This window comes from Streptomyces sp. NPDC047117 (assembly GCF_040643545.1).
In the GTDB taxonomy this organism is placed as follows: Bacteria; Actinomycetota; Actinomycetes; order Streptomycetales; family Streptomycetaceae; genus Streptomyces.
Map to the genome: position 1 here is coordinate 65,161 of NZ_JBEYUN010000011.1, position 24,612 is coordinate 89,772.

The 24,612-nt window shown below is 71.9% G+C and carries 21 protein-coding genes; 13 read left to right on the plus strand and 8 right to left on the minus strand.

Features of this window, described 5'->3' with window-relative positions; genetic code table 11:
• Positions 1–68 precede the first annotated feature (68 nt).
• The 3 genes from ABZ840_RS22070 to ABZ840_RS22080 form a co-directional block, all read right to left on the minus strand.
• A complete protein-coding gene (locus ABZ840_RS22070; protein WP_361561785.1) occupies positions 69–815 on the minus strand; it encodes a glucose 1-dehydrogenase in 747 nt (248 codons plus the stop codon).
• On the minus strand, positions 815–1,948 hold the full coding sequence (locus tag ABZ840_RS22075) for an LLM class flavin-dependent oxidoreductase (protein WP_361561786.1): 1,134 nt from the start codon (positions 1,946–1,948) through the stop codon (positions 815–817). Before ABZ840_RS22075 ends, ABZ840_RS22070 begins: the two co-directional genes overlap by 1 nt.
• A gap of 188 nt (positions 1,949–2,136) precedes the next feature.
• Positions 2,137–2,787, minus strand: coding sequence for a TetR/AcrR family transcriptional regulator (locus ABZ840_RS22080; protein WP_361561787.1), 651 nt, complete (start codon positions 2,785–2,787; stop codon positions 2,137–2,139).
• Between the two features lie 157 nt (positions 2,788–2,944).
• Between ABZ840_RS22080 and ABZ840_RS22085 the strand changes: the two genes are divergently transcribed.
• The 3 genes from ABZ840_RS22085 (at position 2,945) to ABZ840_RS22095 (ending at position 7,211) form a co-directional block, all read left to right on the plus strand.
• Positions 2,945–4,258, plus strand: coding sequence for a UDP-glucose/GDP-mannose dehydrogenase family protein (locus ABZ840_RS22085; RefSeq protein ID WP_361561788.1), 1,314 nt, complete (start codon positions 2,945–2,947; stop codon positions 4,256–4,258).
• A gap of 62 nt (positions 4,259–4,320) precedes the next feature.
• Positions 4,321–5,568, plus strand: a complete 1,248-nt coding sequence (locus tag ABZ840_RS22090; protein ID WP_361561789.1) for a glycosyltransferase — start codon at positions 4,321–4,323, stop codon at positions 5,566–5,568.
• Positions 5,565–7,211: an MDR family MFS transporter gene (locus ABZ840_RS22095; RefSeq protein WP_361561790.1), complete on the plus strand. Its 1,647-nt coding sequence runs from the start codon at positions 5,565–5,567 to the stop codon at positions 7,209–7,211. Before ABZ840_RS22090 ends, ABZ840_RS22095 begins: the two co-directional genes overlap by 4 nt.
• A gap of 236 nt (positions 7,212–7,447) precedes the next feature.
• Here ABZ840_RS22095 and ABZ840_RS22100 read toward each other — a convergent pair whose 3' ends face one another.
• A complete protein-coding gene (locus tag ABZ840_RS22100; protein WP_361561791.1) occupies positions 7,448–7,990 on the minus strand; it encodes a hypothetical protein in 543 nt (180 codons plus the stop codon).
• Positions 7,991–8,404: 414 nt separating this feature from the next.
• On the opposite strand from ABZ840_RS22100, the gene ABZ840_RS22105 reads away from it, so the two are divergent.
• Positions 8,405–10,741 carry a glycoside hydrolase family 3 N-terminal domain-containing protein gene (locus ABZ840_RS22105; protein WP_361561792.1) on the plus strand — a complete coding sequence of 779 codons (2,337 nt, stop codon included), beginning with the start codon at positions 8,405–8,407 and terminating at the stop codon, positions 10,739–10,741.
• Between the two features lie 48 nt (positions 10,742–10,789).
• On the opposite strand, the gene ABZ840_RS22110 is transcribed toward ABZ840_RS22105, so the two are convergent.
• Positions 10,790–11,089, minus strand: a complete 300-nt coding sequence (locus ABZ840_RS22110; protein ID WP_361561793.1) for a hypothetical protein — start codon at positions 11,087–11,089, stop codon at positions 10,790–10,792.
• A gap of 502 nt (positions 11,090–11,591) precedes the next feature.
• On the opposite strand from ABZ840_RS22110, the gene ABZ840_RS22115 reads away from it, so the two are divergent.
• The 4 genes from ABZ840_RS22115 (at position 11,592) to ABZ840_RS22130 (ending at position 16,532) form a co-directional block, all read left to right on the plus strand.
• Complete coding sequence (locus ABZ840_RS22115; RefSeq protein WP_361561794.1) at positions 11,592–13,157, plus strand: Y4yA family PLP-dependent enzyme; 1,566 nt, start codon at positions 11,592–11,594, stop codon at positions 13,155–13,157.
• A complete protein-coding gene (locus ABZ840_RS22120) occupies positions 13,154–14,473 on the plus strand; it encodes a pyridoxal-phosphate dependent enzyme (protein WP_361561795.1) in 1,320 nt (439 codons plus the stop codon). Before ABZ840_RS22115 ends, ABZ840_RS22120 begins: the two co-directional genes overlap by 4 nt.
• Positions 14,474–14,480: 7 nt before the next feature.
• Positions 14,481–15,689: an aminotransferase class V-fold PLP-dependent enzyme gene (locus ABZ840_RS22125; RefSeq protein ID WP_361561796.1), complete on the plus strand. Its 1,209-nt coding sequence runs from the start codon at positions 14,481–14,483 to the stop codon at positions 15,687–15,689.
• An 84-nt stretch (positions 15,690–15,773) separates the two neighbouring features.
• Entirely contained in the window at positions 15,774–16,532 is a 759-nt protein-coding gene (locus ABZ840_RS22130) for a class I SAM-dependent methyltransferase (RefSeq protein WP_361561797.1), read from the plus strand.
• On the opposite strand, the gene ABZ840_RS22135 is transcribed toward ABZ840_RS22130, so the two are convergent.
• Positions 16,529–16,897 carry a MerR family transcriptional regulator gene (locus ABZ840_RS22135; RefSeq protein ID WP_361561798.1) on the minus strand — a complete coding sequence of 123 codons (369 nt, stop codon included), beginning with the start codon at positions 16,895–16,897 and terminating at the stop codon, positions 16,529–16,531. The two genes, ABZ840_RS22130 and ABZ840_RS22135, sit on opposite strands and share 4 nt — an antisense overlap.
• Before the next feature lie 100 nt (positions 16,898–16,997).
• Here ABZ840_RS22135 and ABZ840_RS22140 point away from each other — a divergent pair, with 100 nt between their 5' ends.
• Positions 16,998–17,858, plus strand: a complete 861-nt coding sequence (locus ABZ840_RS22140; RefSeq protein WP_361561799.1) for a polysaccharide deacetylase family protein — start codon at positions 16,998–17,000, stop codon at positions 17,856–17,858.
• A 25-nt stretch (positions 17,859–17,883) separates the two neighbouring features.
• Here ABZ840_RS22140 and ABZ840_RS22145 read toward each other — a convergent pair whose 3' ends face one another.
• Positions 17,884–19,287 carry an RICIN domain-containing protein gene (locus ABZ840_RS22145; RefSeq protein ID WP_361561800.1) on the minus strand — a complete coding sequence of 468 codons (1,404 nt, stop codon included), beginning with the start codon at positions 19,285–19,287 and terminating at the stop codon, positions 17,884–17,886.
• Between the two features lie 277 nt (positions 19,288–19,564).
• Here ABZ840_RS22145 and ABZ840_RS22150 point away from each other — a divergent pair, with 277 nt between their 5' ends.
• The 4 genes from ABZ840_RS22150 (at position 19,565) to ABZ840_RS22165 (ending at position 22,357) form a co-directional block, all read left to right on the plus strand.
• Complete coding sequence (locus ABZ840_RS22150; RefSeq protein ID WP_361561801.1) at positions 19,565–21,154, plus strand: phage tail sheath subtilisin-like domain-containing protein; 1,590 nt, start codon at positions 19,565–19,567, stop codon at positions 21,152–21,154.
• 86 nt (positions 21,155–21,240) lie between these two features.
• Positions 21,241–21,684, plus strand: coding sequence for a phage tail protein (locus tag ABZ840_RS22155; RefSeq protein ID WP_361561802.1), 444 nt, complete (start codon positions 21,241–21,243; stop codon positions 21,682–21,684).
• Positions 21,684–22,202, plus strand: a complete 519-nt coding sequence (locus tag ABZ840_RS22160; RefSeq protein ID WP_361561803.1) for a hypothetical protein — start codon at positions 21,684–21,686, stop codon at positions 22,200–22,202. The genes ABZ840_RS22155 and ABZ840_RS22160 overlap by 1 nt, the downstream gene beginning before the upstream one ends.
• A complete protein-coding gene (locus ABZ840_RS22165; protein ID WP_361561804.1) occupies positions 22,199–22,357 on the plus strand; it encodes a DUF6760 family protein in 159 nt (52 codons plus the stop codon). Before ABZ840_RS22160 ends, ABZ840_RS22165 begins: the two co-directional genes overlap by 4 nt.
• A 1,021-nt stretch (positions 22,358–23,378) precedes the next feature.
• Here the strand turns inward: ABZ840_RS22165 and ABZ840_RS22170 are convergent.
• A complete protein-coding gene (locus ABZ840_RS22170; RefSeq protein WP_361561805.1) occupies positions 23,379–23,894 on the minus strand; it encodes a hypothetical protein in 516 nt (171 codons plus the stop codon).
• Positions 23,895–24,612: the final 718 nt, after the last annotated feature.

Consider the following 24,612-nt stretch of genomic DNA (forward strand, 5'->3'; position numbering starts at 1 on the left):
GCGTACGAAGCCGTACGACGCACGAAGAAGCCCGCCGGTCGCCGCCGGCGGGCTTCTTCGTGTGCCGCTTACTGGGCGGTGAGCCCGCCGTCGACGGCGAACTCGGCGCCCGTCACGTACGCCGAGGCGTCCGACACCAGGTACAGCACCAGCTCCGCCACCTCCTCCGGGCGGCCCATGCGGCGCAGCGGCACGTTCGGCCACTCCCGTTCGCCGGCGTCCGCGCCGAGCGCGCCGGCGACCATCGGGGTGTCCACCATGCCCGGGTGCACCGAGTTGACCCGGATGCGGTGCCGGGCCAGGTCGAGCGCGGCGGACTTGCTGAGCCCGCGCAGCCCGAACTTGGTCGCCCCGTACGAGGCATGGCCCTGGATGCCGACCAGGCCCGCGGTGGAGGAGATGTTGACGATCGAGCCGCCGTCGCCGGTCGCGCGCATCGCCGGCACCACGGCCTGGATGCCGAGGAACGGGCCGACCAGATTGACCTGGAGGAGCCGTTGGAGATTTGCCTCGGTCTCCTCCTCGATCGGCGCGGTGCGCCACAGGGCCGCGTTGTTCACGAGCGCGTCGATCCGCCCGAAGGCGTCCAGCGCTGCCGTGACGACCCGCTGCCAGCCGGCCGCGTCGGTCACGTCGTGCGGGACGAACAGCCCCTGGTCCCCGAGCTGCGCGGCGGTCTCCCGGCCCGCCTCCTCCGTGATGTCCGTGAGCACGACGCGCGCGCCGTGCTCCGCGAACAGCCGCGCCTCGGCGGCGCCCTGACCGCGGCCCGCTCCCGTGACGAGGACGGTCCGGCCCGCCAGCCGCGCGGACATCAGCCCGCCGCCGCTTCGAGGGCGCGGAAGTGCGGGATGACCTTCTCACCCCACTGGCGGATGGTCTCCATGCACGCCTCCTGCGGCACGGTGCCCATCTGGATCAGGCACATCACCTCGTCGACGCCGATCCTGCGCAGCTGTTCGACGTAGTCGATCGCCGTCTCGGCGGTGCCGTAGGCGTGCTCGGCGTTGTACGTGCCGGTGTCGGCGGGCCGCGCGGGGATGTCGGCCTCGTGCAGCTTGGCGACCAGCTCGTCCCGGCGGCGGGACATCGCCGCGGCGTGGTCCTCGTCGTCCTCGTAGACCACGGTGGGCTTCGGGCCGTTGCCGTACCAGTGAGCGATGGACTCGGCGAAGAAGCGCTGCCCCCGAGTGCCGATGCGGTAGGCCGCCTCGGCGTCGTCCAGGACGATCGTCGGGCAGAGCGCCGAGAAGTGGTTGTTGACCTCGGTGGAGACGAAGCGCTCGGTGCCCCGTACTGCGATGGCCTCGTCGTAGACCTTGCGCATCTCGCGGATGTCGTCGGCGCCCGCGAAGCCCAGCACCAACGCGCCGATGCCCAGTTCGGCGGCGAGCTTGAGCGTGTCGTGCTTGCTGCACGCCATGAACAGCGGTGGGTGCGGGGACTGTACGGGGCGGGGCAGCACCGCGCCGGGGCCGATGTCGAGCGACCCGTGCCACTCGAAGGCCTCCTCGCGCCAGGCGTTGCTGACGATGCGCAGCGCCTCCTCCATCTGCGGATAGGTGTCCTCCGGCCGCACGCCGTACATGGACATCTCCTGCTTGGTGGCGCCGCGTCCGGAGCCGATGTCGACGCGGCCGCCGGAGAGGACGTCGAGCATGGCGGAGCGTTCGGCCACCCGTATGGGGTGCTGGTAGCCGAACGGCATGGTGACCACGCCGTGGCCGATCCGGATGCGGGAGGTCTTCGCCGCCACCCAGGAGAGGAAGACCTCGGACGCGCTCATGTGCGCGTACTGCGTCAGGGAGTGGTGTTCGACCGCCCAGATCCGGTCAAAGCCCATCTCCTCGGCGTACACGGCTTGTTCGACGCAGTCCTGGATCACCTGGCGCTCGTTCGCGGGGGACGGGTCGGCCATCTGGGCCTCGAAGATCATCGAGAACTTCACGACGGGCTCCTCCTCATCGAGTGTCTCCGAAGTAGTTCTAATAGAAATATTCCTATCAGAACTATCGAGGTGGGGGAAGGGAGCCGGAGCCGCGGCGAGAGGGCCGGAAGGCGCCGGAAAACGCCGACGGGCCACGGCCGTTGGTGTCGGCCGTGACCCGTGTGGTGGTGGGGAGGGGGAGTGCGGGCTCAGATCCCGCAGGGGCAGGAGCACTCGCATCCGCAGTCGCCCCGCTCCGGTTGGAGCAGCCGGGCGAGGCCGGCGCGGAGGTGGGTGTGGAGCGAGGCTTCCGAAGCGGAGTCCAGGGCGGGGGTGCGGAAGGCCTTGCGCATCAGGCTCGTGCCGAGGAGCCAGGCGGCGAGCAGTTCGGCGCGGAGCGCGGCGTCCGGCCCCTCCAGGCGCTCGGCGAAGTTGCGGGAGAAGACCTCGGCCACCCCCTCGCGGAACTGCTCCACCGCCTCTCCGCGGCTGGAGGAGCGGAGCACCGACAGCACCGGGTGCGGCACCTCCTCGTCCGTCGGCCCGTTGGTGACGAAGTCGCACACCCAGGCCGCGACCTCGTCGAGCGGCACCCGCAGCAGCGGGTCGAATATCGCGGTGTCGATGGAGACCGCGGCGAACAGGGCTTCCTTGGAGCCGAAATAGCGGTACACCAGGGCCGCGTCCACCCCGGCGTCCTTGGCGATGTCCCGGATGCTGGCGCCGTCGTAGCCGTACCTCCCGAAGCGCAGCGCCGCTGCTTCCAGCAGGGCACCGCGGGTGGCGGTGGCGCAGTTCTTGCGCGTTCGCGCGGGCCGCCCGCCGGTCTCGTCCGTTGCCTTCGCTGTCGATCCGTCCACGTGTTCGTACCTTCTTCGGCTCGTCGTTCAGGAGCACATGGTCCAGGTTCCGGCCCGTGTCCGGAAGTCATCGTTCGTTGTCATCAATCGTTGACCGCTGCGGGCCTGTGTGTCGTAAGGTCGAACCGCCGACGATCATTCGAAAAGGTGATTATCAGTGAGTGAGAGGCGTGTCGCGGTCATCGGGACCGGATATGTGGGGCTGACCACCGGGGCCTGTCTGGCCTCGCACGGGCACCGGGTGGTGTGCGCGGACGCCGACCCGGGGAAGGTCGAACGGCTCCGGCGGGCGGAGGTCGACATCTTGGAGCCGGGTCTGCCGGAACTCGTCCAGGACGGGCTGAAATCGGACCGTCTCGCCTTCGTCGGGGACACCCCCGCCGCGGTGCGCGACGCCGATGTGGTGTTCCTCTGCCTGCCGACGCCGATGGGTGCGGGCGGCGCCGCCGACCTGGCCGCCGTCGAGGCAGTCGCGGCGGAGATCCGTACCGAACTGCCGCACCGCGCGGTCGTCGTCAACAAGTCGACGGTGCCGGTCGGCACCTCCGAGCGGGTCGCCGCGCTGCTCGCCCGGCCGGACGTGGCCGTGGTCAGCAACCCGGAGTTCCTCCGCGAGGGACGCGCCGTGCACGACTTCCTGCACCCGGACCGCATCGTGGTCGGGAGCGCGCACGCCGAGGCCGCGCGGCGGGTGGCTGAGCTGTACGCCGACCTCGCGGCCCCGCTGGTGGTCACCGACGCCGCCAGCGCCGAACTCACCAAGTACGCGGCCAACTTCTTCCTCGCCATGAAGCTCTCCTTCGCCAACAACCTGGCGACGCTCTGCGAGCGCTTCGGCGCCGACATCGGCGACGTGACCGCGGGCATCGGCCACGACCCGCGGATCGGCGCGGCCTTCCTCCAGCCGGGACCCGGCTGGGGCGGCTCCTGCCTGCCCAAGGACACCCACGCGCTGCTCTCCGTCTGCGAGGCCGCCGGCATCGACTTCCCGCTGCTGCGCGCCACCATCGAGACCAACGTCGAGCACCAGCGCCGCCTCGTGGAGCGCGTCGCGGCGCAGTCCGGCGCGGGCGACGGTTCGCTCGACGGCGTACGGCTGGCCCTGTACGGCCTGGCGTTCAAGGCCGGCACCTCCGACCTGCGCGACTCGCCCGCACTGGCCATCGCGCGGCAACTGCGCGAGCGCGGCGCCGAGCTGTACGCCTACGACCCGGCGCTGTGCGAGACCCGGCCCGACCTCAGCGACCTGCTCACCCTCACCGACGACCCGCTGAAGGCGGCCGACGGTGCCGCGGCCTGCCTCGTGCTCACCGAATGGCCGGAGTTCCTCGAACTCGACTGGGACGCGGTCGCCGCCCGCCTCGACGGCCGGCTCGTCCACGACTTCCGCAACTTCCTCGACCACGACCGGCTGGACCGCGCCGGGCTCGTCCGGCAGAGCATCGGCAGCCCGTACACGCTGGCGGGCTGACCTCCGCCCCGCGCGCCTGCCCGGCAACCCCACCACAGACCGACCGGAAAGGTCTTATCTTCATGCGAGTCCTGTGCACCACCATCGGCAGTCCCTCACACGGACGCGCCCAGCTTCCGCTGCTGCGGGCCCTCGCGGCCGCCGGACACGAGGTAAGGGTGGCGACCACCGAGGAGGTCGCGCCGCTCTTCGCCCACGACGACCTCACCGTCGTGACCTGTATGCCGTCCTTCACGCCGCAGCTGTTCATGGACGAGGAGTTCGCCCTGGGCGACGACGCGCCCGGCGCCGGGGCGGGGGAGCCCGACCCGGAGCAGCAGCAGGCGGCCATGATGCGCTTCATGGTCCGGCTGCTCTCGGGACCGATGGCCAGGAAGCTGCGGGAAATCATGCTCCCCCTGGCGCGCGACTTCCGCCCCCACCTCATCCTGCGCGACGGCATGGACCTCGGCTCCGTCCTCATCGCCGAGGAACTGGGCATACCCCAGCTGCCCACCCCCTCCGGGTCCAGCAACATGCTGGACCCGGAGGAGATCCACCCCGGTCTCACCGCCCTGCGCGCGGAGTTCGGGCTGCCCGCGCAGCAGGACCCGCTCTCGGTCGTCCCGCACGGGCGCGTCGACTACGTGCCGGCGGACTTCTCCTTCGCCCGCCACCTGCCCGGCTCGCTGTCGTACCGCCAGACGGTGCAGGTGGAACGCGACTCGGTACTGCCGGAGTGGGTCGCCGAACTGCCCACCGACCGGCCGCTGGTGTGGGCCGCCATCGGTACGGCGCTGCCCATGATCCAGCAGCGCAAGGAGCAGGGCGAGCAGCAGCCCCCGGAGATGCCGTTCGAGTTCCCCGACCCGGTCAAGACGCTGCAGAGCATCATCGAGGCGGCGGCGAAACTGTCGGAGTGCACCGTCGTCGTCGCCACCGGGGGCGTACCGGTGGACACCACCGAGCTGCCCTCGCACGTCCGCCTCACCGAGCGGCTGCCGCAGCCGCTGCTGCTGGAGTCCGTCGACCTGTTCCTCACCCACGGCGGCTTCAACAGCATCCGTGAGGCGATGCGTACCGGTACGCCGCTGGCGGTGCTGCCGCAGTTCGGCGACCAGGGCCCCAACGCGCAGCGCGTCGAGGAACTGGGGCTCGGCCGGGAGATCACCGACCGCACCCCGGACGGCATCGCGGCCGTCTGCCGCGCGGTGCTGGCCGACGCCGGCGCCGCCGCCACCGCCCGCCGGGCGCGACTGCGGATGCTGACCCTGCCGGCGGTCGAGCACGCGGTGGCCGACCTGGAGAGGCTCGTCGGGGACCACGCGTGACCTCTTCCGACGCGCTCCGCAAGGGGGAGTCGCAGCCCGCGGGCGGACCGGCCGAGCAGGCCGGGCCGCCCGCGCGGCTGTCGCACCGCGAGGTCGTCATCGTCCTGTCCGGCCTGATGCTCGGGATGTTCCTCGGCGCGCTGGACCAGACCGTGGTCTCCTCAGCGCTCCGCACCATCGCCGATGACCTGCACGGACTGACCGCCCAGGCGTGGGTGACCACCGCGTACCTCGTCACCGGCACCATCGCCACCCCGCTGTACGGCAAGCTGTCCGACATCCACGGCCGGCGGCCGGTCTACCTCGTCGCGATCGTGCTCTTCGCCGTCGGGTCGCTGCTGTGCGGATGCGCCGCGTCCATCCACCAGCTCGCGGTGTTCCGCGCGGTCCAAGGGCTGGGCGGCGGCGGACTCATGTCGCTCGCCATGACCGTGATCGCCGACATCACCTCGCCGCGCGAACGGGGCCGCTACCAGGGCTGGTTCATGGCGGTCTTCGCCGGGGCCAGCATCGTCGGGCCCGTCGTCGGCGGCGTCTTCGCCGGCGCCGGCAGCGTGCTCGGCATCACCGGCTGGCGCTGGATCTTCCTGGTCAACGTGCCGCTGGCAGCGCTGGCCCTGACCGTCATCATGCGCGTACTGCGCCGGGTGCCGCACCAGCCCGTACGGCACCGCCTGGACTACGGCGGCGCCCTCACCCTGGCCGTCGGCGTCGTACCGCTGCTCGTCGTCGCCGAACAGGGCCGCGGCTGGGGCTGGGCCTCGCCGCCGGCGCTCGTCCTGTACGCGACCGGCGTGGCCGGACTCGTCGCCTTCGTGCTCATCGAACGGCGCATGGGCGAGGCGGCGCTGCTGCCGCTCCGCCTCTTCCGGGTCCGCAGTTTCCGGCTCGGCACGCTCCTGCACTTCATCGTCGGCATCGGCATGTTCGGGGCGATGACGACGCTGCCGCTGTACCTCCAGCTGGCCCAGGGCATGAGCCCGATGGCGGCGGGGCTCGCGATGCTGCCCACCACGGTCGCCAACGTCGCGGTCACCCTCACCGTCGGCCGGCTGATCTCCCGCACCGGACGCCTGAAGGTGCACCTGGTGACCGGCGTCGGCTGCTTCACCGCCGCCATGCTCGTCTACGCCACGCTGCGGGCCGACAGTCCGCTCTGGTACGTCGCCATCGGCATGCTCTTCATGGGCGCGGGGCTGGGCGCGGCGATGCAGACCATGACGACGCTGGCCCAGTCCGAGGTGCCGCGCACGGACATGGGCGCGGCGACCGCCTCGGTGAACTTCTTCCGCTCCAACGGCGGCACGGTCGGCGCCGCCGCCTTCCTCTCGATCCTCTTCTCCCTGGCCGGCTCGCGCATCGGCGAACGGCTCGACACGGCGTTCCACGACCCCTCGTTGCGCCGGCTGGCGGCGGAGCCCGAGAACGCGCGGGCCCTGAGCGGAGTACTGCGCCCGCACGGCGGCCTGAACCTGGAGGACTCCGCCTTCCTCCACACCCTCGACCCGCGCCTGGCCGCGCCCTTCCTGGATGGCTACGTCGCCGCCATGCGCACGGTCTTCCTGACCGGCGCCGCGGTGACCCTGCTGGCCTTCGTCATCGCGGCCTGGCGCGTGCCGAACATCAAACTCTCGGACGAGTAGGGAGCCCCGCTGCAGCCTCGCACGGTGCCCGGCCACCCCGGCCGGGCACCGGAAGCGGGAGCGCGGCCGGCGCAGGCAGTCGACGGGTTCCCAAGCCCGCCATGGCAGCGCCGTTCGCCGTGGACATCACCGCCCGCGGCTACGAGACCGACACGCAGGGGCACGACGGTCCTGAGAACCTCGGTGCCATGTCCCGCCAGTTGCCCCATCTTCCGTGCGGGGGAGTACTCGGTCCGCTACAGGGCCACGGTCAGGTTGGTCGGGCCCCCGACAGAGGTCAGCCCTTCAGGGGTCGCGCACGCGAGCAGGTCGGAGTTGAGCAGAACCTTCGTCTGGACGACCGTCGCCCCGGTGAACAGCCCGGATTCCACCGTGCCCGTCAGTACCAGGACCGTGACACCATTGGGTTTGGCGTTGACCGCGCCTGTGCCCCTGACGGTGCTGGTCTGCCCGTTGCTCCAGCGATATGTCGTCGTGTTGGACACGCTGCCCGCCAGGCAGCTCGCCGTCCCCTGGCCAAAGGTTGAGAAGGACGCGCCAGAGATACCGCTGCCGCTGAGGTCCACACAACCGGACACGTTGCCGCTCGTCCGGAAGGCGACATTCTGCGGCTGGTACTCAAGGCCCGGGCTGTAGGTGCCGACCTGGCTGCCCACGGGGCAGCTGATGTCGACCGGCGCCGCGGCAGACGCGGGCCGCGCTCCGGCCACGGAGACTGGACCGAGCACACCCAGAAGAACTCCCAGGGCCACCAGCATGCCGCGCAGGCGACGTAACATGACGCAACTCCCCTTCGTGTAAAGGCATGTGGGGAGTAGCTGTCCTCCTGGTGCCCGTCCTGAAACGCCTGGCCTCCCAATGCCTCCCGCCGAGTGAACCCATACCGGCCACTCTCGGGCTGACCCATGACCACCCACGGGGTGTCATGCACACGGCTCTGACGGCACACGGTGGGACCGCCCATGCGGAGGAGCGGAGCTATCTTTTGGCCTGCGAAAGTGCGTTCGCCTCGGCTGCGATCCGGCGCGGTTCTTCCGTGCGGCCGCCGAGGGCCCGCTTCTGTTCAACCTCTGACACGCCGCGACCGCTTCCGTCGCACCTCTTGACCCGCTCGTCACAAGATTTTAACGTCCATTCACCTTCTGAATTCAGGGCGGGCGATGAGGCCTGTCCGTTGCCGAAGAGGTGAACCCATGCAGGGGATGCGACGACGCACGCTTCTGAGTGCGGCCGGTGGTACGGCCGTTGCCGGCGGGCTGCTCGGGGCGGGGAGCGCGCAGGCCGCCGCCCCGGCCGCCGGAGGAACGGCCGCGGCGGCGGACGCGGCACAGGGCGCTGCGGCGGACGGCCCCCGGGCGGCCGGGCCGTACGACCGGAAGATCCGGGAACTGCTGGGCCGGATGACGGTCGACGAGAAGTTCGGCCAGCTCCAGCAGCTGCCGTGGACCTGGGACACCGGCCCCGGCGGCGGCGAGACCAAGGCGGTCGAGGACGCCGCACGCAAGGGCATGCTCGGCTCCGTCTTCAGCATCTTCGGCGCGAAGACCACCAACGCCCTGCAGAAGATCGCCGTCGAGGAGTCCCGGCTCGGCATCCCGCTGGTCTTCGGCCTGGACGTGATCCACGGCATGTGGACCAACTTCCCGATCCCGCTCGCCCAGGCGGCGAGCTTCGACCCCGAGGTCACCGCGTCGGACGCCGAGGTGTCCGGCAAGGAGGCCCGCTCCAGCGGCGTGCACTGGACGTTCGCGCCCATGATGGACGTCACCCACGAGCCGCGCTGGGGCCGCATCGCGGAGGGCAACGGCGAGGACCCGTACCTCACCTCGGTGTTCGCCGCCGCCAAGGTGCGCGGGTACCAGGGCAAGGACGTCAAGGGCCTCAAGGACAAGGACCGGCTGGCCGCCTGCGCCAAGCACTTCGTCGCGTACGGCGGCGCGGAGGGCGGCCGCGACTACAACACGGTCGACGTCTCCGAGTCCCGGCTGCGCAACCTCTACCTGCCGCCCTTCAAGGCCGCGCTGGATGCCGGCGCGGTGACCGTGATGGCGTCGTTCAACACCATCAGCGGCGTCCCCGCGCACGGCAACACTCACACCCTCACCGAGATCCTGAAGGAGGAGTGGGGCTTCGACGGCCTGGTGGTCAGCGACTTCACCGGCATTCAGGAACTCATCCCGCACGGCTTCGCCGAGGACGGCGCGGATGCCGCGCGGCTGTCCCTGAACGCCGGCGTCGACATGGAGATGACCAGCACGCACTTCGTCGACAACGGCAAGAAGCTGCTGCGCGCCGGGAAGATCAAGGAAAGCCGGCTGGACGACGCGGTGTACCGGGTGCTCCAGCTCAAGTTCCGGCTGGGCCTCTTCGACCACCCCTACGTCGAGGAGAAGGACGAGATCACCGAGCCGTCGGCCGCCGCCCGCAAGGCGGCCCGCGCGGCGGCGGCCCGCTCCATGGTGCTGCTCAAGAACGAGAAGTCGGTGCTGCCGCTGTCCGCGAAGGCCTCCTCCATCGCGGTGGTCGGCCCGTTCGGCGACTCCGGAGACCTCCTCGGTACCTGGGTGATCCCGGCCTCTCAGGAGAAGTTCCCCGCGGTGAAGGTGGTGGACGCGGTCAAGAAGGCCGCGCCGAAGGCGAAGGTCACGTACGCCAAGGGGGTGGACGCCGCGGGCGAGGACACCTCCGGCATCCCCGCGGCGGTGGCCGCCGCCAAGGCCGCCGACGTGACGGTGGTGGTCGTCGGCGAGCCCCCGTCGATCAGCGGCGAGGCCGCGGCGCGCAGCGACATCTCGCTGCCGGGCGCGCAGGAGAAGCTGGTCGAGGCGGTCGCCGCCACCGGTAAGCCGTTCGTGGTGGTACTCGTCAACGGCCGCCCGCTGACCATGGGCGGCTGGCTGGACAAGGCCCCCGCCGTACTGGAGGCCTGGCACCCGGGTACCGAGGCCGGGCACGCCGTCGCTGACGTCCTCTTCGGCACCGTGAACCCCGGCGGAAAGCTCCCGGTCTCCTTCCCCCGTACGGTCGGCCAGATCCCGATCCACTACAACCACGAGTCCACGGGGCGCCCGTACGACCCGGACAACAAGTACACGTCCAAGTACCTGGACCTCCCCGAAGGGCCGCAGTTCGCCTTCGGCCACGGGCTCAGCTACACCGAGTTCACCCTCGGCGCGCCGAAGCTCAGCCGCCCGCGCGTCGCCGCGCAGGCCCTGGACAAGGGCGACACGCTGGAGGTCTCGGTCTCCGTACGCAACACCGGGAAGCGGGCCGGTGACGAGGTCGTGCAGCTGTACGTCCACGACAAGGCCGCCTCGCTCACCCAGCCGGTCCGCAGGCTCCGCGGCTTCCGCCGGGTGACCCTCGAACCGGGCGGGCAGACCACGGTGCGCTTCCGCCTCGGCGCCGCGGACCTCGGCTTCTGGACCAACGACACCCGAGGCCGCTTCGTCCTGGAGCCGGGCACCTTCGACCTTTACGTCGGCACCGCCTCCACCGCGAAGGAGAAGGTCACCCTGACGCTCACCTGACCGGCCACCGGCACCACCCGCCCCCGGCTCATGGGCCGGGGGCGTAGGTCAGTGGTCGTCCCAGTGGCCGTCGTGCGGGGCGTGCCGGTGGCCGTCGTGGATGTAGTCCGTGTGGTCGCCGTGCGGGACCGCGACGTGGCCGCAGCCCGCGCCGTGCTGGTGGGTGTGGCCCTGGTGCTCGGTGTGCCCGGTGGGCTCGCACTCGTCGACGTGGTCCTGGTGGGTGCGGTGCAGACAGCCGTCGTGCACGTAGTCGACGTGGTCGCCGTGCGGGACGGCGACATGCCCGCAGCCCGCGCCGTGCTCATGGGTGTGGCCCTTGTGGGTGGTGTGCGTGGCCGTCGTCATGACTTCCTCCTGATCTGCCGCGCTGTGAAATGACCGTTGCGTGCCTGACGGGAAATGCACGCAATCCGTCCGAATGCTAGATCAGTCGTCCCATTTTACCGCTGACGTCCGGCCCTGGAGCGTGTGGCGCCGCGGCCCGGCCGCGCATGCCCGGGGCGGGGGAGTGGCCGTCGGCGGACGGCGGTAGGGGCGGTACGCCGGATGCCGCCGCCGTGTCCACGTCGCGCATGAGTCGGTGGCGACCGTTCCGGCGGACCGCGGCGCTGGGACGGAGGACGGGCGGCGCGGCGCATCCAGGGCGGGGGTCGGCGCCGGCCGCGTACCGGGCGGTGGCCCGCGCGGTGTGGACGCCGTAGTCGTGCGCCCGGCCCGGCGCGGCATCGGGCGTAGCGCGACAGCGGCCGGGAAATGGGATTCGCGGAAACTGTCTCGGTCGCCGCCTGCGGCCCGGCGCCGCCGAAGGGGGCAGCCGCACTGCGGTCCGCATCAGGAGGAGCCTGGGATGGGCGTCCCCTTGTACCTGGAGCCACGGCTGACGCCCCGGCTCGTGTCGCTGCTGGCGTCCGGCCGGTTCCTGCACACCCTCGTCGCCGGGCTCGGCTCGCCGCTCAACGTGGTGCTCCCGGACGGGATCGCCGACAACCTCAGCCGCTTCCGCTCCGTCTACCGCACCCACCGGCTGAGCGGCCAGATCTTCTTCGCCCACAAGGCCAACCGCTCCAGCGCCCTCGTACGACGCCTCGCCGCCACCGACGCCGGACTCGACGTCGCCTCGCTCGGCGAACTGCGGCACGCCCTCGGCGCCGGCTTCGCTCCGGGCCGGATCATGGCCACCGGCCCGAAGAACCCGGAGTTCCTCTGGCTCGCGGCCCGCACCGGCGTCCTCGTGCACGTCGACGGGCGCGCGGAACTGGACGAACTCGCCGCTCTGGTACGGCGGTACGCCCTCCCGCCCGCCAGAGTGCTGCTCCGGCTCTCCGGGTTCGCCTCCGAGGGCAGCCGGCTCCTCACCCGCCCCAGCCGGTTCGGCACACCGGCCGGTGAACTGGGCGACGTGCTGGCCACGCTGGAGCGGTACCCGGTCGAGCTGCGTCCGGTCGGCGTCGGGTACCACCTCGACACCACCAGCCTCGACGAGAAGGCCGTGGCCCTCGAAGGGTGCGTACGGGCGATGGACGAGTGCCGCAGCCGCGGGCTGGACCCCCGGATCATCGACATCGGAGGCGGCTTCGGGGTCAGCTACCTCGCCGACGGCGAGCAGTGGGAGCGGTACACGACGGAGCTGACCCGGGCGGTCATGGGACAGCGCCCGGCCCTGACCTGGCGCCGGCACGGCTACGGCCTGCGGCACGAGGCGGGGACGCTGCGCGGCTCCCTCGCCCTCTACCCGGCACACCGCCCCGTCGCCGCCGAGCAGTACCTCGACGCGCTGCTGTCCCGGCCGGCGCCCACCCTGGGCCGGCCGCTCGCCACGCTCCTCCTGGAGGGGCTGTACGACCTGTACACCGAACCGGGGCGCGCCCTCGCCGACCAGTGCGGAGTCACCCTGGCGCGGGTCCTGGAGGTGCGGCGTACGGAGAACGGCGAGCGGCTGGTACGGCTCGCGGCCAACGCCGACGACGTGGCACTGGAGGAACACGGCGTGCTGATGGACCCGGTGCTCGTACCGGCGGAGGACGGGCGGGCGCCGGCCGCCGACGGACCGGTCGGGGTCCTGCTCGCCGGCAACCTGTGCCTGGAGGCCGACATGATCACGCGGCGGACGGTCTTCCTGCCGCGCCTGCCGCACCCCGGCGACCTGCTGGCCTTCGCGAACACCGCCGGGTACTGCATGGACTTCCGGGCCGGCGAGGCACAACGCCAGCCCGTGGCCCGCAAGGTCGCGGCCTGGCAGGACGACGAGGGCGAGCCGGGCGACGGGGACGGCCGCGAGGAAAACGACCGTCGGGACGGGCTCGGCGAGGCTCCCTGGCGTTGGTGCCTCGACGAGGAGTACTGGCCGGTCGCCCAGGACGCACCGCACCACACCGCCGCCCGGCCGGGCGGGCACGCAGGAGGAGGCGCATGAGACTCGACAGCATCACCGACGCCATCGGCGACACTCCGCTGGTCCGTGTGGACCCGGTCGTGCACGGCCTGCGCCACATCGACCTGTACGCCAAGCTGGAGATGCTGAATCCCTTCGGCTCGGTCAAGGACCGGGCCGCCTGGCACATGGTCCGGCCCGGTCTGACGGCGGCGGCGGACGGCCACCGCACGGTCGTCGAGCTGTCGAGCGGCAACACCGCCAAGGCCCTGTCGCTGCTCGCGGGGCTGCACGGCGTGCCGTTCAAGACCGTCACCAACCGGATCAGGGTCCCGGAGATGCGGGACCTGCTGCTGTTGCTCGGCGCCGAGGTCGAGGAGCTGCCGGGGCAGACGGAGTGCCTGGACCCCTCCAGTACGGACGACCCGCTCACCCGCTTCCACCAGGAGCTCACCGGCTCGCCCGACGGCTACGTCTACACCGACCAGTACTACAACGCCCGCAACACCGAGGCGCACGCGACGGGCACCGGCCCGGAGATCGTCGCCGACCTGGACGGCCGGGCCCCGGACCACTTCGTGGCGTGCGTGGGCACCGCCGGCTCCTCCACCGGCGTCGCCCGCGTGCTGCGCGCGTACGACCCCGGCGTCCACGTCCTCGGCCTGGTCGCGCACAAGGCCGACTTCATCCCCGGCATCCGCACCATCGACGAGGTGCAGAGCGTCGGCCTCTTCGACCCGGACGTGTACGACACGATCGCGACCGTCACCGCGGACGAGGCCATCGAGGGCATGGTGACGCTGGCCCGGCGGTGCGCGATGCCGGCCGGACCGACCGGCGGCGCCGCCTACGCCGGAGCCGTACGCCACCTCCGTACCCTCGACGCGGAGCTGACGGAGCGCCGGACCGCGGTCTTCATCGTCTGCGACCGCATCGAGAGCTACCTGAGCTACGTACGCCACCGGCGGCCCGACCTGCTGGGCCGGCCGGCCCACCGCAACTCGCTCGCCACCCTCACCGACGCCGAAACCGCGGCCGCCACCGGCATCGACGCGGCGGCCGCCGAGCGCTGGATCGACCGGGAGGACCCCCTCGTCATCGACCTGCGCAGCCCCTTCTCGTACGCCGCGCTGCACATCGAGGGCTCGGTGAACATCGTCGACGAGCTCTTCGCCGAACTCCTCCACGGCGGGCTGCCGTTCAGCAAGCGGCGCGCCGTCCTGCTCGCCTGCCCGGTGGGTGAGCAGTCGGCCCGGTACGCCGCGCTGCTGACCCGCATGGGCCACCCCGACGTCCGCAGCCTGACCGGCGGCATCATCGCCTGGCGCGACGCGGGTGCCCCGCTCGTACGGGAGTGAGGCCGCCGTGACCGCCGGCACTCCGGCCACTGCGGCCCTGGACGAGCTGGGGGAGTGGCAGGCCGCGCTCCGAGCCCAGTTCCCCATCGTCACCGGACACCCGGAACTGGCCTACCTGGACAGCGCGGCCACCGCGCAGAAGCCGCAAGCCGTCCTGGACGCCGTCCACACCTACCTCACCACCAGCAACGCCAACGCCGGGCGGGGGACCTACACCTGGGCCAATCGCACGACCGCGCTCATGCGCGAGACCCGGGGCCGAATCAAGCGCTTCCTTGCCGACCCGGACCCGGACCGCTCCGGCGTGCACCTGACCGGCGGCACCACCGAAGCGCTGCGCACCGTCGCCCGCGACTGGCTCACCGGGTTCCTCGCCGACCAGGACGAGATCGTCGTCCCGTTCGCCGACCACCGGGCCAACATCACGCCCTGGCTGGAGGCCCGCGACCTGCTGGCCCGGCAGGGCATCCGCATCCATGTCCGGCCGATGCCCTACCAGCCGGAATCCGGCGACTACGACCCCGAGGCGCTGGCCCGATCGGTCACCCCGCGCACCCGGTTCGTCGCGGCCACCCACGTTCACCACGTCTACGGCGGCAACATGAACGTGCACCGGATCCGCCGGGCCGTCGGCCCGGACGCGGTGATCTGTCTGGACGCCGCGCAGAGCGTCGGCCACCTCCCCGTCTCCCTCGCCGAACTGGACGTGGACTTCCTGGCCTTCTCCGGCCACAAGGCCCTGGCCCTGCCCGGTTCGGGAGCCCTCTGGGCCCGCAACGCGCGCGGCCCCCGCTTCGCACCCGGCGGCTGGGACGGCAGCCCCGACACCACCGGCGCCGTGAGCCTGCGGGCGGCACTGGACTGGCTCGACGCGGCGGGCCAGGACCGGGTCGAGCGCTGGACCCTCGCCCTGGCGGCCCGGCTGACCGACGGGCTGCGCCGGCTGCCCGCGTACGACGTGCTGGGCTGCCGGCGCAGCCTGGCCGCGGACTCCGACGTCCAGCGGCGCCAGGGCATCGTCACCTTCCGGCACCGTGCCGTGGACTCCGGCGACCTGGGCTTCGTCCTCTTCAGCCACGGCTTCATGGTCCGCTCCGACGGGCTCTGCCAGGGCAGCGCGGGCGAGCGCGAGCACGCGGTACGGGTGAGCCTGCACGTCTACAACACCCCGGAGGAGGTCGACCGGCTGCTCGCCGTCCTGACGACGCTCCAGTGAATTGCGCCAAGGGGAACCATTTTCACCTGTATCTTCGGGCTGGTCCGGAAGACGGTGCGAGACGGTGAAGGTGGCGCGGCCCCGATGGGACTGGGCACGGCGACGGCCGAGCGGTGGGTGGAGCGCTGGGAGCGCCAGCAGCAGCGGTACGCGATCGACCGCGAGGAGCGGTTCACGGTGGTCGCCGACGTGGTCGAGCACGTACTCGCCGGGCGCGCCCGGCCGCTCGTCGCCGACCTCGGCTGCGGCCCGGGATCGCTGGCCGCCCGGCTGGCCCGGCGGCTGCCGCACGCCGGCATCGTGGCCGTGGACAGCGACCCGCTGCTGCTGGAACTGGGCCGCACGCACCACGCGGACGCCGCCCGGTTCGTCCGCGCGGCCATCGGAGAACCGGGCTGGACCGCGGCGCTGGCACTCTCCGGGCCGCTGGACGCCGCCGTCTCCACCACCGCGCTGCACTGTCTCCCCGAGGAGGCGCTGCGACGCACGTACGAGGACCTCGCCACGCTGCTGCGGCCCGGCGGCGTCCTCGTCAACAGCGACACGGTCAGCCCGGACCACGGCACCACGGCCCGCATCGCCCAGCACGTGGGGCGCCGCCGGGCCGAACGGCTGGGCACGCCGTCCCACGAGGACTGGGAGTCGTGGTGGGCGGCGGCGGCCCGCGACCCGGACCTGGCGGACCTCCTCGCCGCCCGCCGCAGCCGGCACCGCCCACCCCACAGTCCCCACAACGGCCTCACCCTGCCCCACCACCTCGCCCTGCTCCGCGAGGCGGGCTTCCGCGACGCGGACACCGTCTGGCAGTGCAGCACGGACCACGTCCTGGTGGCGGTGCGTTAGTCCGCGCCACCGCCCCGCACCGCGTCGAGGTACTCGGCCAGTGCGTCCCGGTTGCGTGTCAGGCATCTGATGCGGTCGGTCATGCGGTCCTTCTCCTGCTCCAGCGTGGCGAGCATCTCCGGTGTGGCGTCGGAGAAGTGGATGTTCCGCGGCTTGTCCAGGCAGGGGAGGACCTGCTTGATGATCCGGGTGGGCAGACCGGCGTCCAGCAGGCCCCTGATCTGCAGGACGCGGTCCACGTAGCGCTCGTCGTACGCGCGGTAGCCGTTGGCGCAGCGGCTTGCGACGATCAGCCCCTGCTCCTCGTAGTAACGCAGCAGCCGGCGTGGCGTGCCCGTTCGCTCCGACAGCTCGCCGATCCGCATGTGCCCCACCTCACATGTGCCCGCATTGACCTTCACATCAATGTGAAGGTCTGAGCATAGCCACGGATCACCGGACGCCACGGAGCGAAGGGAAGAACCGATGGACAACCAGCTGTACGACTACAGTCCGATCGTCGAACGGGAGCCGATCCACTGGCCGGGAGGCGCCCGGGTCGCCTTCTACGTGGGGCTGAACATCGAGCACTACCAGGTGGACCGCCCGTCGACGAGTATCTTCGCGGGCACGGCCGGGCTGGCGCCGGATCCGTTGAACTACGGCTGGCGCGACTACGGTCCGCGGGTGGGGTTCTGGCGAGTGCTGGAGAGCCTGGATCGGCACGGGCTGCGGGCCAGTGTGCTGCTCAACTCCGACGTGGTCGACCGCTATCCGCAGATCGTCCGGGCCGGTCTGGACCGGGAGTGGGCCTGGCTCGCGCACGGGAAGAACAACTCCGTCTTCCAGGCCGACATGGGCGTGGAGGAGGAGCGCGCCTACCTCACCGAGGTGGTGACCACCATCGAGAGGGCCACCGGACGGCGGCCGCGCGGCTGGATGGGGCCGGCCCTCACCGAGACCTTCCGGACCCCGGAGCTTCTCGCTGAGCTGGGCCTCGGTTACGTGCTCGACTGGACCAACGACGACCAGCCGTACCGGCTGAACGTGCCGGGGATGCTGAGCGTGCCGTACTCCGTCGAGCTGAACGACATCAGCCTGTTCGTCGGGAAGAGCCTCAGCGGCCCGGACTTCGTGCAGATCGTGAAGGACCAGCTGGACCAGCTGTACGAGGATTCCGCGGACAGCGGCCGGGTGATGGCGCTGGCCCTGCACCCGTTCGTGATCGGGCAGCCGTTCCGGAGCAAGTACCTGGACCAGGCGCTCGAGTACGTCGCCGGGCACCCCGGAGTGTGGCTGACGACGAGTGATGAGATCGCACAGCACCACGCCCGGCACCACGCGTAGCCGCGGGTACCGGGCGCAGGGCCGACTAGTGGGGCGTGAAGAGCCACTGGTGGTTGTTCTTGTCCTCCGTCTGGCAGTGCCAGATGCTGAGGTTGCGGTCCTCGTTGTCCTTGTCCTGCGAGTCCAGGCACATGTTGCCGCTGGCGAAGTTATGGATCCACCAGCGGTTCTCCGTCCGCTTCTCCACCCACCACAGCTGGTTGTCGTCCTTGGAGCCGTCGCACCGCCACTCGTCCACCCGCGCCGCGGCCGGGGCCCCGCCCTTGCCGGGCAGGTCCATGCAGAGGTTGTCCTTCTCATTGCGGATGACGAAGAGCGCCGCGCCGTTCGGCCCGCCGTTGTCGAACTTCTTGTCCAGGGTCCACAGCTGGTTGTCGTCCGGGCTGTTGTTGCACCCCGACTGGTGCACCGGGCCCCCGTCCTTGGCCTCGAACGTGGGGAGATCGGCGCAGGTCCCGTTCGTCCAGTTCTTGATGAGGATCTTGGTGCGGTTCACCGGCATGCCGTCGTCGGGCCGGTCGCCCCCGCCCCCGCCGCCGTTGCCGGCCGGCTTGTCGTCGGCCGGCTTCTCCGGCGTCTGGGGCTGCTCCTGCGTCTTCTCCGGCTGGGGATCCTGGGTGGGCTGGGCGGGTGGCTGCTTCGGGAGCGTGACGGCCGCGTCGTCCGTCGGCTTCTCCTGGGCGAGGCTGTTGACGTTCGGCTGATAGGCGAACCACAGGATGAGGCCCGTGATGGTGAGCGCGAGCAGCAGGCCCAGCACCGTCATCATCCAGTACGGAAAAACACTGCGCTGTACGTACGTGCCGTCGACCGACACCGGCTCGCTGCCCGAGCGCCGCACCGCCAGGCTGAAGGGCCGCTGCTGCTTGGTCCCCGCCCAGGTGATCTGGCGGGGCTTGAGTATGGCGTCCACGAAGGCGGCACGGCCCGGCTCGACCTGCACATTGGCCGGCCGGATGTCGTACGACAGCTCGTCGCTGCGGTCGGCGCCCGCGATCGACGCGGTGAGCTTGGTGTTGCCGAGGTTGTCCACGGCCAGCTTCGGGCGGCCACGGAAGCGGCCCTTGACGGTGTGCGGGACCAGCTCGGCCCGCACCTCAGTGAAGGGCGTGACCGTGATGTTGCCCTCGATGACGGTGGTGGCTTCCGGGTGTTCGGTGGGGACGACCTGGACGCCGAAGGGATGCGGGCCGGCCGTGGCGTCGGGGGTGCGCGGCGGCGCGAACGTCAGCTCCACCGTCCCCGTCGTCCCCGGGTACAGCCGTACCGATGCGGGCTCCACCGTCGTGTACGGCGCGATGTCACCGACCGGCACGAACCGGTACTCATCGACGACATCTCCGGTGTTGCGGAGTCTCAGCCGTACGGATGCGGTGCTGCCGGGATCCACGGTGGCGGACGAAGGTTCGAGGGAGGTCCAGATGCTCACGCCCGCGACGCTACGGCAGGGGCGTGTGTGAGGTCATGTGGCCACAGGGCACGTCTGATGCCCGAACGCGCGCGACCGACTGCCCCGTTGGCCCAGCCGTAGGGCGCCCCGGTGCGCCGGGAAGGGGCCGACGGCGCACCGCGGGGAGGTGTGCGGCTGCCCGCTCGGGCACACGTGGTGCCCTCAGTTAGGTACCGAAGGACGTTTCCTCTCCCTCTGCTGGTCCCGGAGGGTGAATTCCGGATCCTGTGTCCAGTACCCCGAGGAGAGCCAAAGCATGTCGTCGTACCTGTCGCCGGGCGTCTACGTCGAGGAGGTGGCCGGCGGCTCGCGCCCGATCGAGGGGGTGGGCACCTCCGTCGCCGCCTTCGTCGGACTCGCGCCGAGCGGACCACTGAACCAGCCGACCCTGGTCACCAACTGGACCCAGTACGTCGCGGAGTTCGGTGAGTTCACCGACGGGTACTACCTCGCGCACTCGGTCTACGGCTTCTTCAACAACGGTGGCTCCGCCGCCTACATCGTGCGCGTCGGTGGCGCCCCGGGCGGCGACAACGGCCAGGCGCCCGCCGCGGTCGAGCAGGGCGCTGCCCCGGCGGCGCTGCCGTCCGGCGAGCCGCAGCAGCTCGGCACGTTCAAGGTCATGGCCCTTGCGCCCGGCAGCGGCGACGGCCTCTCCGTCGAGGTCACCGACGCCGAGGGCGAGGGGCCGGCCGAACGCTTCCGGCTGGTCGTCAAGGACGGTGGCAAGGCCGCCGAGACCTTCGACGTCACCGCCAAGAAGGGCGGCCGCAACTACGTCGTCACGCAGGTCAAGGACCGCTCCAAGCTGATCTCCGTGCAGGAGGCGGCGCCCGCCGCGCAGCTGGCCCGGCCCGAGAACCAGACCGTGGCCCTGCCCGCGCCGGCCCCCGCGCCCGCCGCGGCTCCGGCGCCCGCCGCCGCGACCACCGGTCACCCCGGCCCCGCCCAGTACCTCGGCGACTCCGCCGACCGCACCGGCTTCGGTGGCCTGGAAGCGGTCGACGAGATCTCGATGGTGGCCGTGCCCGACCTGATGGCCGCCTACCAGCGCGGCGCGATCGACCTGGAGGCCGTCAAGGCCGTCCAGCTCGGCCTGATCGCGCACTGCGAGCTGATGGGCGACCGCGTCGCGGTCATCGACCCGCCGCCCGGCCTGAACGCCCGCGGTATCCGCGTCTGGCGCCAGGAGACCGCCGGTTACGACTCCAAGTACGCGGCGCTCTACTACCCCTGGATCAAGGTCTTCGACCCCGCCACCGGCGAGTCGAAGGTCGTCCCGCCGAGCGGTCACATCTCCGGCATCTGGGCGCGCAACGACTCCGAGCGCGGCGTGCACAAGGCGCCCGCCAACGAGATCGTCCGCGGCGCCGTCGACCTGGAGATGCAGATCACCCGCGGTGAGCAGGACCTGCTCAACCCGATCGGCGTCAACTGCATCCGTGCCTTCCCCGGCCGCGGCATCCGCGTCTGGGGCGCCCGCACCCTCGCCTCGGACCCGGCCTGGCGCTACCTGAACATCCGCCGGTACTTCAACTACCTGGAGGAGTCGATCCTGATCGGCACCCAGTGGGTGGTGTTCGAGCCGAACGACCAGCAGCTGTGGGCGCGGATCCGGCGCAACGTCTCCGCCTTCCTCGTCACGGAGTGGCGCGAGGGCGCCCTCTTCGGCTCCCGGCCGGAGGAGGCCTTCTACGTCAAGTGTGACGCCGAGACCAACCCGCAGGAGTCGGTCGACCTCGGCCGGGTCATCTGCGAGATCGGCATCGCGCCCGTCAAGCCGGCGGAATTCGTGATCTTCCGCCTGGCCCAGTTCTCCAGCGGCAGCGGCGAACTGGAGGAGTAGTGGCGAGGGCGGCCCACCGGCCGCCCTCCCCTCCCTCGCCTTCCTCTCCCGTCGGTCAGTAATCAGCAAAGGACACCCGACAGTTCATGAGTCTCCAGCCAGGTGACGCGCTCACTTCACACAATTTCGGCCTGCAGATCGACGGTGTGATGGTCGAGTACCTCCAGGAGGTCAACGGCCTCACCATCGAGCAGGACGTCATCGAGTACCAGCAGGTCTCCGCGCAGGGCAAGCCCGTCACGAAGAAGCTGCCCGGCGTGAAGAAGGCCGGCACCTGCACGGTCGTACGCGGTATGACCCAGTCGGCGGCGTTCAACCAGTGGATCACCGAGTCGGTGGCGGGCGTCATGGCCACGGCCCGTAAGAACGCCACCATCATGGTGATGGACTACCAGAACAACCCGGTCAAGCGTTACAACATGCGCAACGCCTGGTGCAGCAAGGTCGACACCAGCACCGTGAAGGCCGGTGAGGCGTCGGCCCTCACCGAGACCGTGACCATCACGTTCGAAGAACTGGTCATCGAGTAATGCGCCGTACCGCTCCCAGGACGCCGGCCTCGCCGGCACCGGCGGCTTCCGGCGCCGAAACCGCGCCGGAAGCCGGGGCGGAGACCGGGGCCGCGGCCGCCGCTCCCGCGGCCCCGGCCGCCGCTCCGGCGGCGGCGCCGCAGCCCACCCTGAGCACCGAGTTCGCCTTCGAGCTGCCGCGCGGCTACGTCGACGAGTCGGGGACCGTGCACCGGCACGGGGTGATGCGTCTGGCCACCGCCAAGGACGAACTCGTACCGCTGCGGGACCTGCGGGTGCAGGAGAACCCCGCGTACCTCTCGGTGGTGCTGCTCGGCCGGGTCATCACCCGGCTGGGGACGCTGCCGCTGGTGCACGACGGGGTGGTGGAGAACATGTTCGCCTCCGACCTCGCCTTCCTGCAGGACTTCTACCGGCAGATCAACGCCGAGGGCCACACGCGGGCCGGGGTGTCGTGCCCGCACTGCGAGCAGCCGTTCGAGGTCGAACTCGGCGGGAGCCGCCTGGGGGAATCGTGACGTACGCGACCGACCGCATGCATGAGGAGATCGCGTACGTCGCGTACCACTTCCACTGGAGTCTGGCGGAGATCCTGGACCTCGAACACCGGGACCGCCGCCGTTACGTGGAGCAGATCGCCACGCTGGTGACGCGCGCGGAGGCAGAGCGCTGATGGGAATGCTCGACCGGTTCCGGCGGGGCCGGGAGAACGCCGGCGCCACCACGGGCGACGTGCCGGACGGGGGAGCGGCGACGGCCGGCCTGGCGCCGGCCGCCACCGAGGAGGTACGTACCGGCCCGGCCGTTGCCGCCGGCCCGGCTGCCGCGGGCGAGGCCGGTGGGCCGACGGGTCCCGTCGGCCTGCCGCCGATCCAGCGTGCGCTGGGGAGTTCGGGCGGGCACACGGTGTCGGCGCCGGACTTCGCCGGCTCGCTGGCGTCCTGGCAGAACCCCGCCTTCATGGGCACGCTCTCGCACGCCGTCATGGACAGCGCGCCGACCGGCCTGGTCCAGGGCGCCCTGACGCCTGCCGTGACGCCGGTCCCGGGCCTGGGCAACCCGGCCCTCTCCTTCCCGGTCGCACACCCCGAGCCGGAGGAGGCGGGCCCGGCCCCGCAGGGTGCCCCCCGGGGCTTCGCCCTGCCGTCTTCCGGGACGTCCGAGGGGTCTCGGACGTCTCGGACGGCCGCGAACTCTTCGCCCCCTTCGACGTCTCGGCCCCGGCCGGCCGACGCCGCGCCGGTGGTCCAGCGGGCCAGGGGGCCGCGAGTGGCACCGGTCGCACCGCCGGCGCCGGGGCGCGTACCGGCCCCCGGCAAGCCGTCGCTGACCAGGGCGTCGACGCCCGGCCCGGTGCAGCGACGCGTGCTGCCGTCCGCGGCACCGAGCCGTACCGAGCCGAGCCGTACGGTCCAGGCGCCCGAGGCTCAGGTGCCTGGGGCTCAGGCGCCTGCTGGTCCGTCGGAGCCCGCGCCTGCCGTGGAGCCTGCACCGGGGGCTGCGGGAAGCGGTCCGGCGCCGGTCGCTACATCGGCTCCCGCTACGGGATCGGCTCCCGTTACGGGTGATGCCCGGCGCGCGTCGGCCTCGGGGCCCGATGTGCAACGGTCGGCGGTGTCGGACAGCGGTCCTGCGCTGCCGCCGGTGGCCTCGTCGAGCCGTCCGGCAGCGCAGACGCCGGGCCGTCCGGCAACTCAGCCGTCGGACCGGCCGGCAGCGAAGTCCCCGGACCGGCCGGTGGCCAAGTCGTCGGAGCGCCGGGCGGCGCAGCCGTCGCCGCGTCCGGCGGTGCAGCGGGCCGTACCGGACGGCGGGGCGGCTTCTCGGCCGACGCCCGCCGCTGGTACGCGGCCTGCTGCGACTCCGGGTTCCGGCCCGGCGCGGCCGTCGGCTGCGGAGAGCGGGCCTGCGCAGCGGCCGACGCCGACGAGTGGCACGGCCCGACGGTCGGCGCCCCTGGGCGAACCGCTCCGCCGGTCGGCGCCCGAGGACACCTCGGCACGCCCCTCGGCGCCGGTGACGCAGACGACGCAGACGCCTTCCGAGCAGCCGTCCGCAACGAGCGACGCAACGAACAACGCGACGAGCACCACGGCGGACAACGCGACGAACACGGCCGCGGTGCAGCGGTCGTCCGCGGCGCCCGAGAGCGGGGCCGCGAAGGGGGCGACCTCTGCGGCCGAGGCGCGGCCGGGTGCTGCTTCCGGCACGAATGTCCCGGGCGCCACTACTGCGTACCGCGCACAACGTGCTGCTTCGGCGAGCGCATCGGAGCCGGTCATCGCACCCGTACAGCGTGATGTGCAGGCTCCGTCGACGCCCCGGACCCAGACCCCGTCGACCCCGTCGACACCGTCGACTCTTCCGACCGCAGCGGCGCGGCCGACCCGGGGCGTCGGGTTGGGCAGTCCGGTGCAGCGGGCGCGGAACGAGGCTCCGGCGGCCGGCAGCTCCGGTGGCATGCCGATCGCACCGATCGCACCGGTCGCGGCACCGCGTCCTACCGCGGCCTCCTCGGCCGTGCCCGTACGCCGCCCGGGCCTCGGTGCCCCGGTGAGCGAGACGAACCCGGCATCGAAGCCGCTCGCCGGGCCGACAGCCGATCGCCGGGCAGCGGACGCAGGTCCCGTTCCGGCCGTGCAGCGGTCGGCCTTGCCGGCTGCCGCGCCCGCGGCGGAGCGTACGCAGCAGGCGCAGGCGCAGGCGCAGGCGCAGGCGCAGGCGCAGGCGCAGGCGCAGGCGGAGCCGGGACCGGATGCTCCCGTGGAGCGTCCCGTTCAGCGGCGACAGGCCGACGCACCGCTCCTCGGTGTTTCGGCGGCGAAGCCGCTGGCCGCTTCCAGGCCGGTACTGCCTTCCGGCCCGTCGGCCGCACCGGCGACATCGGCCGCGCCGGGCGCACCCGTCGCCCCCGTCGCCCCCGTGGCA

Bases quoted from the DNA above. Each gene is read 5' to 3' on its own strand.
- ABZ840_RS22070 (WP_361561785.1), bottom strand. From the start codon at position 815: ATGTCCGCGCGGCTGGCGGGCCGGACCGTCCTCGTCACGGGAGCGGGC.
- ABZ840_RS22090 (WP_361561789.1), top strand. From the start codon at position 4,321: ATGCGAGTCCTGTGCACCACCATCGGCAGTCCCTCACACGGACGCGCC.
- ABZ840_RS22100 (WP_361561791.1), bottom strand. From the start codon at position 7,990: ATGTTACGTCGCCTGCGCGGCATGCTGGTGGCCCTGGGAGTTCTTCTG.
- ABZ840_RS22105 (WP_361561792.1), top strand. From the start codon at position 8,405: ATGCAGGGGATGCGACGACGCACGCTTCTGAGTGCGGCCGGTGGTACG.
- ABZ840_RS22110 (WP_361561793.1), bottom strand. From the start codon at position 11,089: ATGACGACGGCCACGCACACCACCCACAAGGGCCACACCCATGAGCAC.
- ABZ840_RS22115 (WP_361561794.1), top strand. From the start codon at position 11,592: ATGGGCGTCCCCTTGTACCTGGAGCCACGGCTGACGCCCCGGCTCGTG.
- ABZ840_RS22120 (WP_361561795.1), top strand. From the start codon at position 13,154: ATGAGACTCGACAGCATCACCGACGCCATCGGCGACACTCCGCTGGTC.
- ABZ840_RS22130 (WP_361561797.1), top strand. From the start codon at position 15,774: ATGGGACTGGGCACGGCGACGGCCGAGCGGTGGGTGGAGCGCTGGGAG.
- ABZ840_RS22135 (WP_361561798.1), bottom strand. From the start codon at position 16,897: ATGCGGATCGGCGAGCTGTCGGAGCGAACGGGCACGCCACGCCGGCTG.
- ABZ840_RS22140 (WP_361561799.1), top strand. From the start codon at position 16,998: ATGGACAACCAGCTGTACGACTACAGTCCGATCGTCGAACGGGAGCCG.
- ABZ840_RS22150 (WP_361561801.1), top strand. From the start codon at position 19,565: ATGTCGTCGTACCTGTCGCCGGGCGTCTACGTCGAGGAGGTGGCCGGC.
- ABZ840_RS22155 (WP_361561802.1), top strand. From the start codon at position 21,241: ATGAGTCTCCAGCCAGGTGACGCGCTCACTTCACACAATTTCGGCCTG.
- ABZ840_RS22160 (WP_361561803.1), top strand. From the start codon at position 21,684: ATGCGCCGTACCGCTCCCAGGACGCCGGCCTCGCCGGCACCGGCGGCT.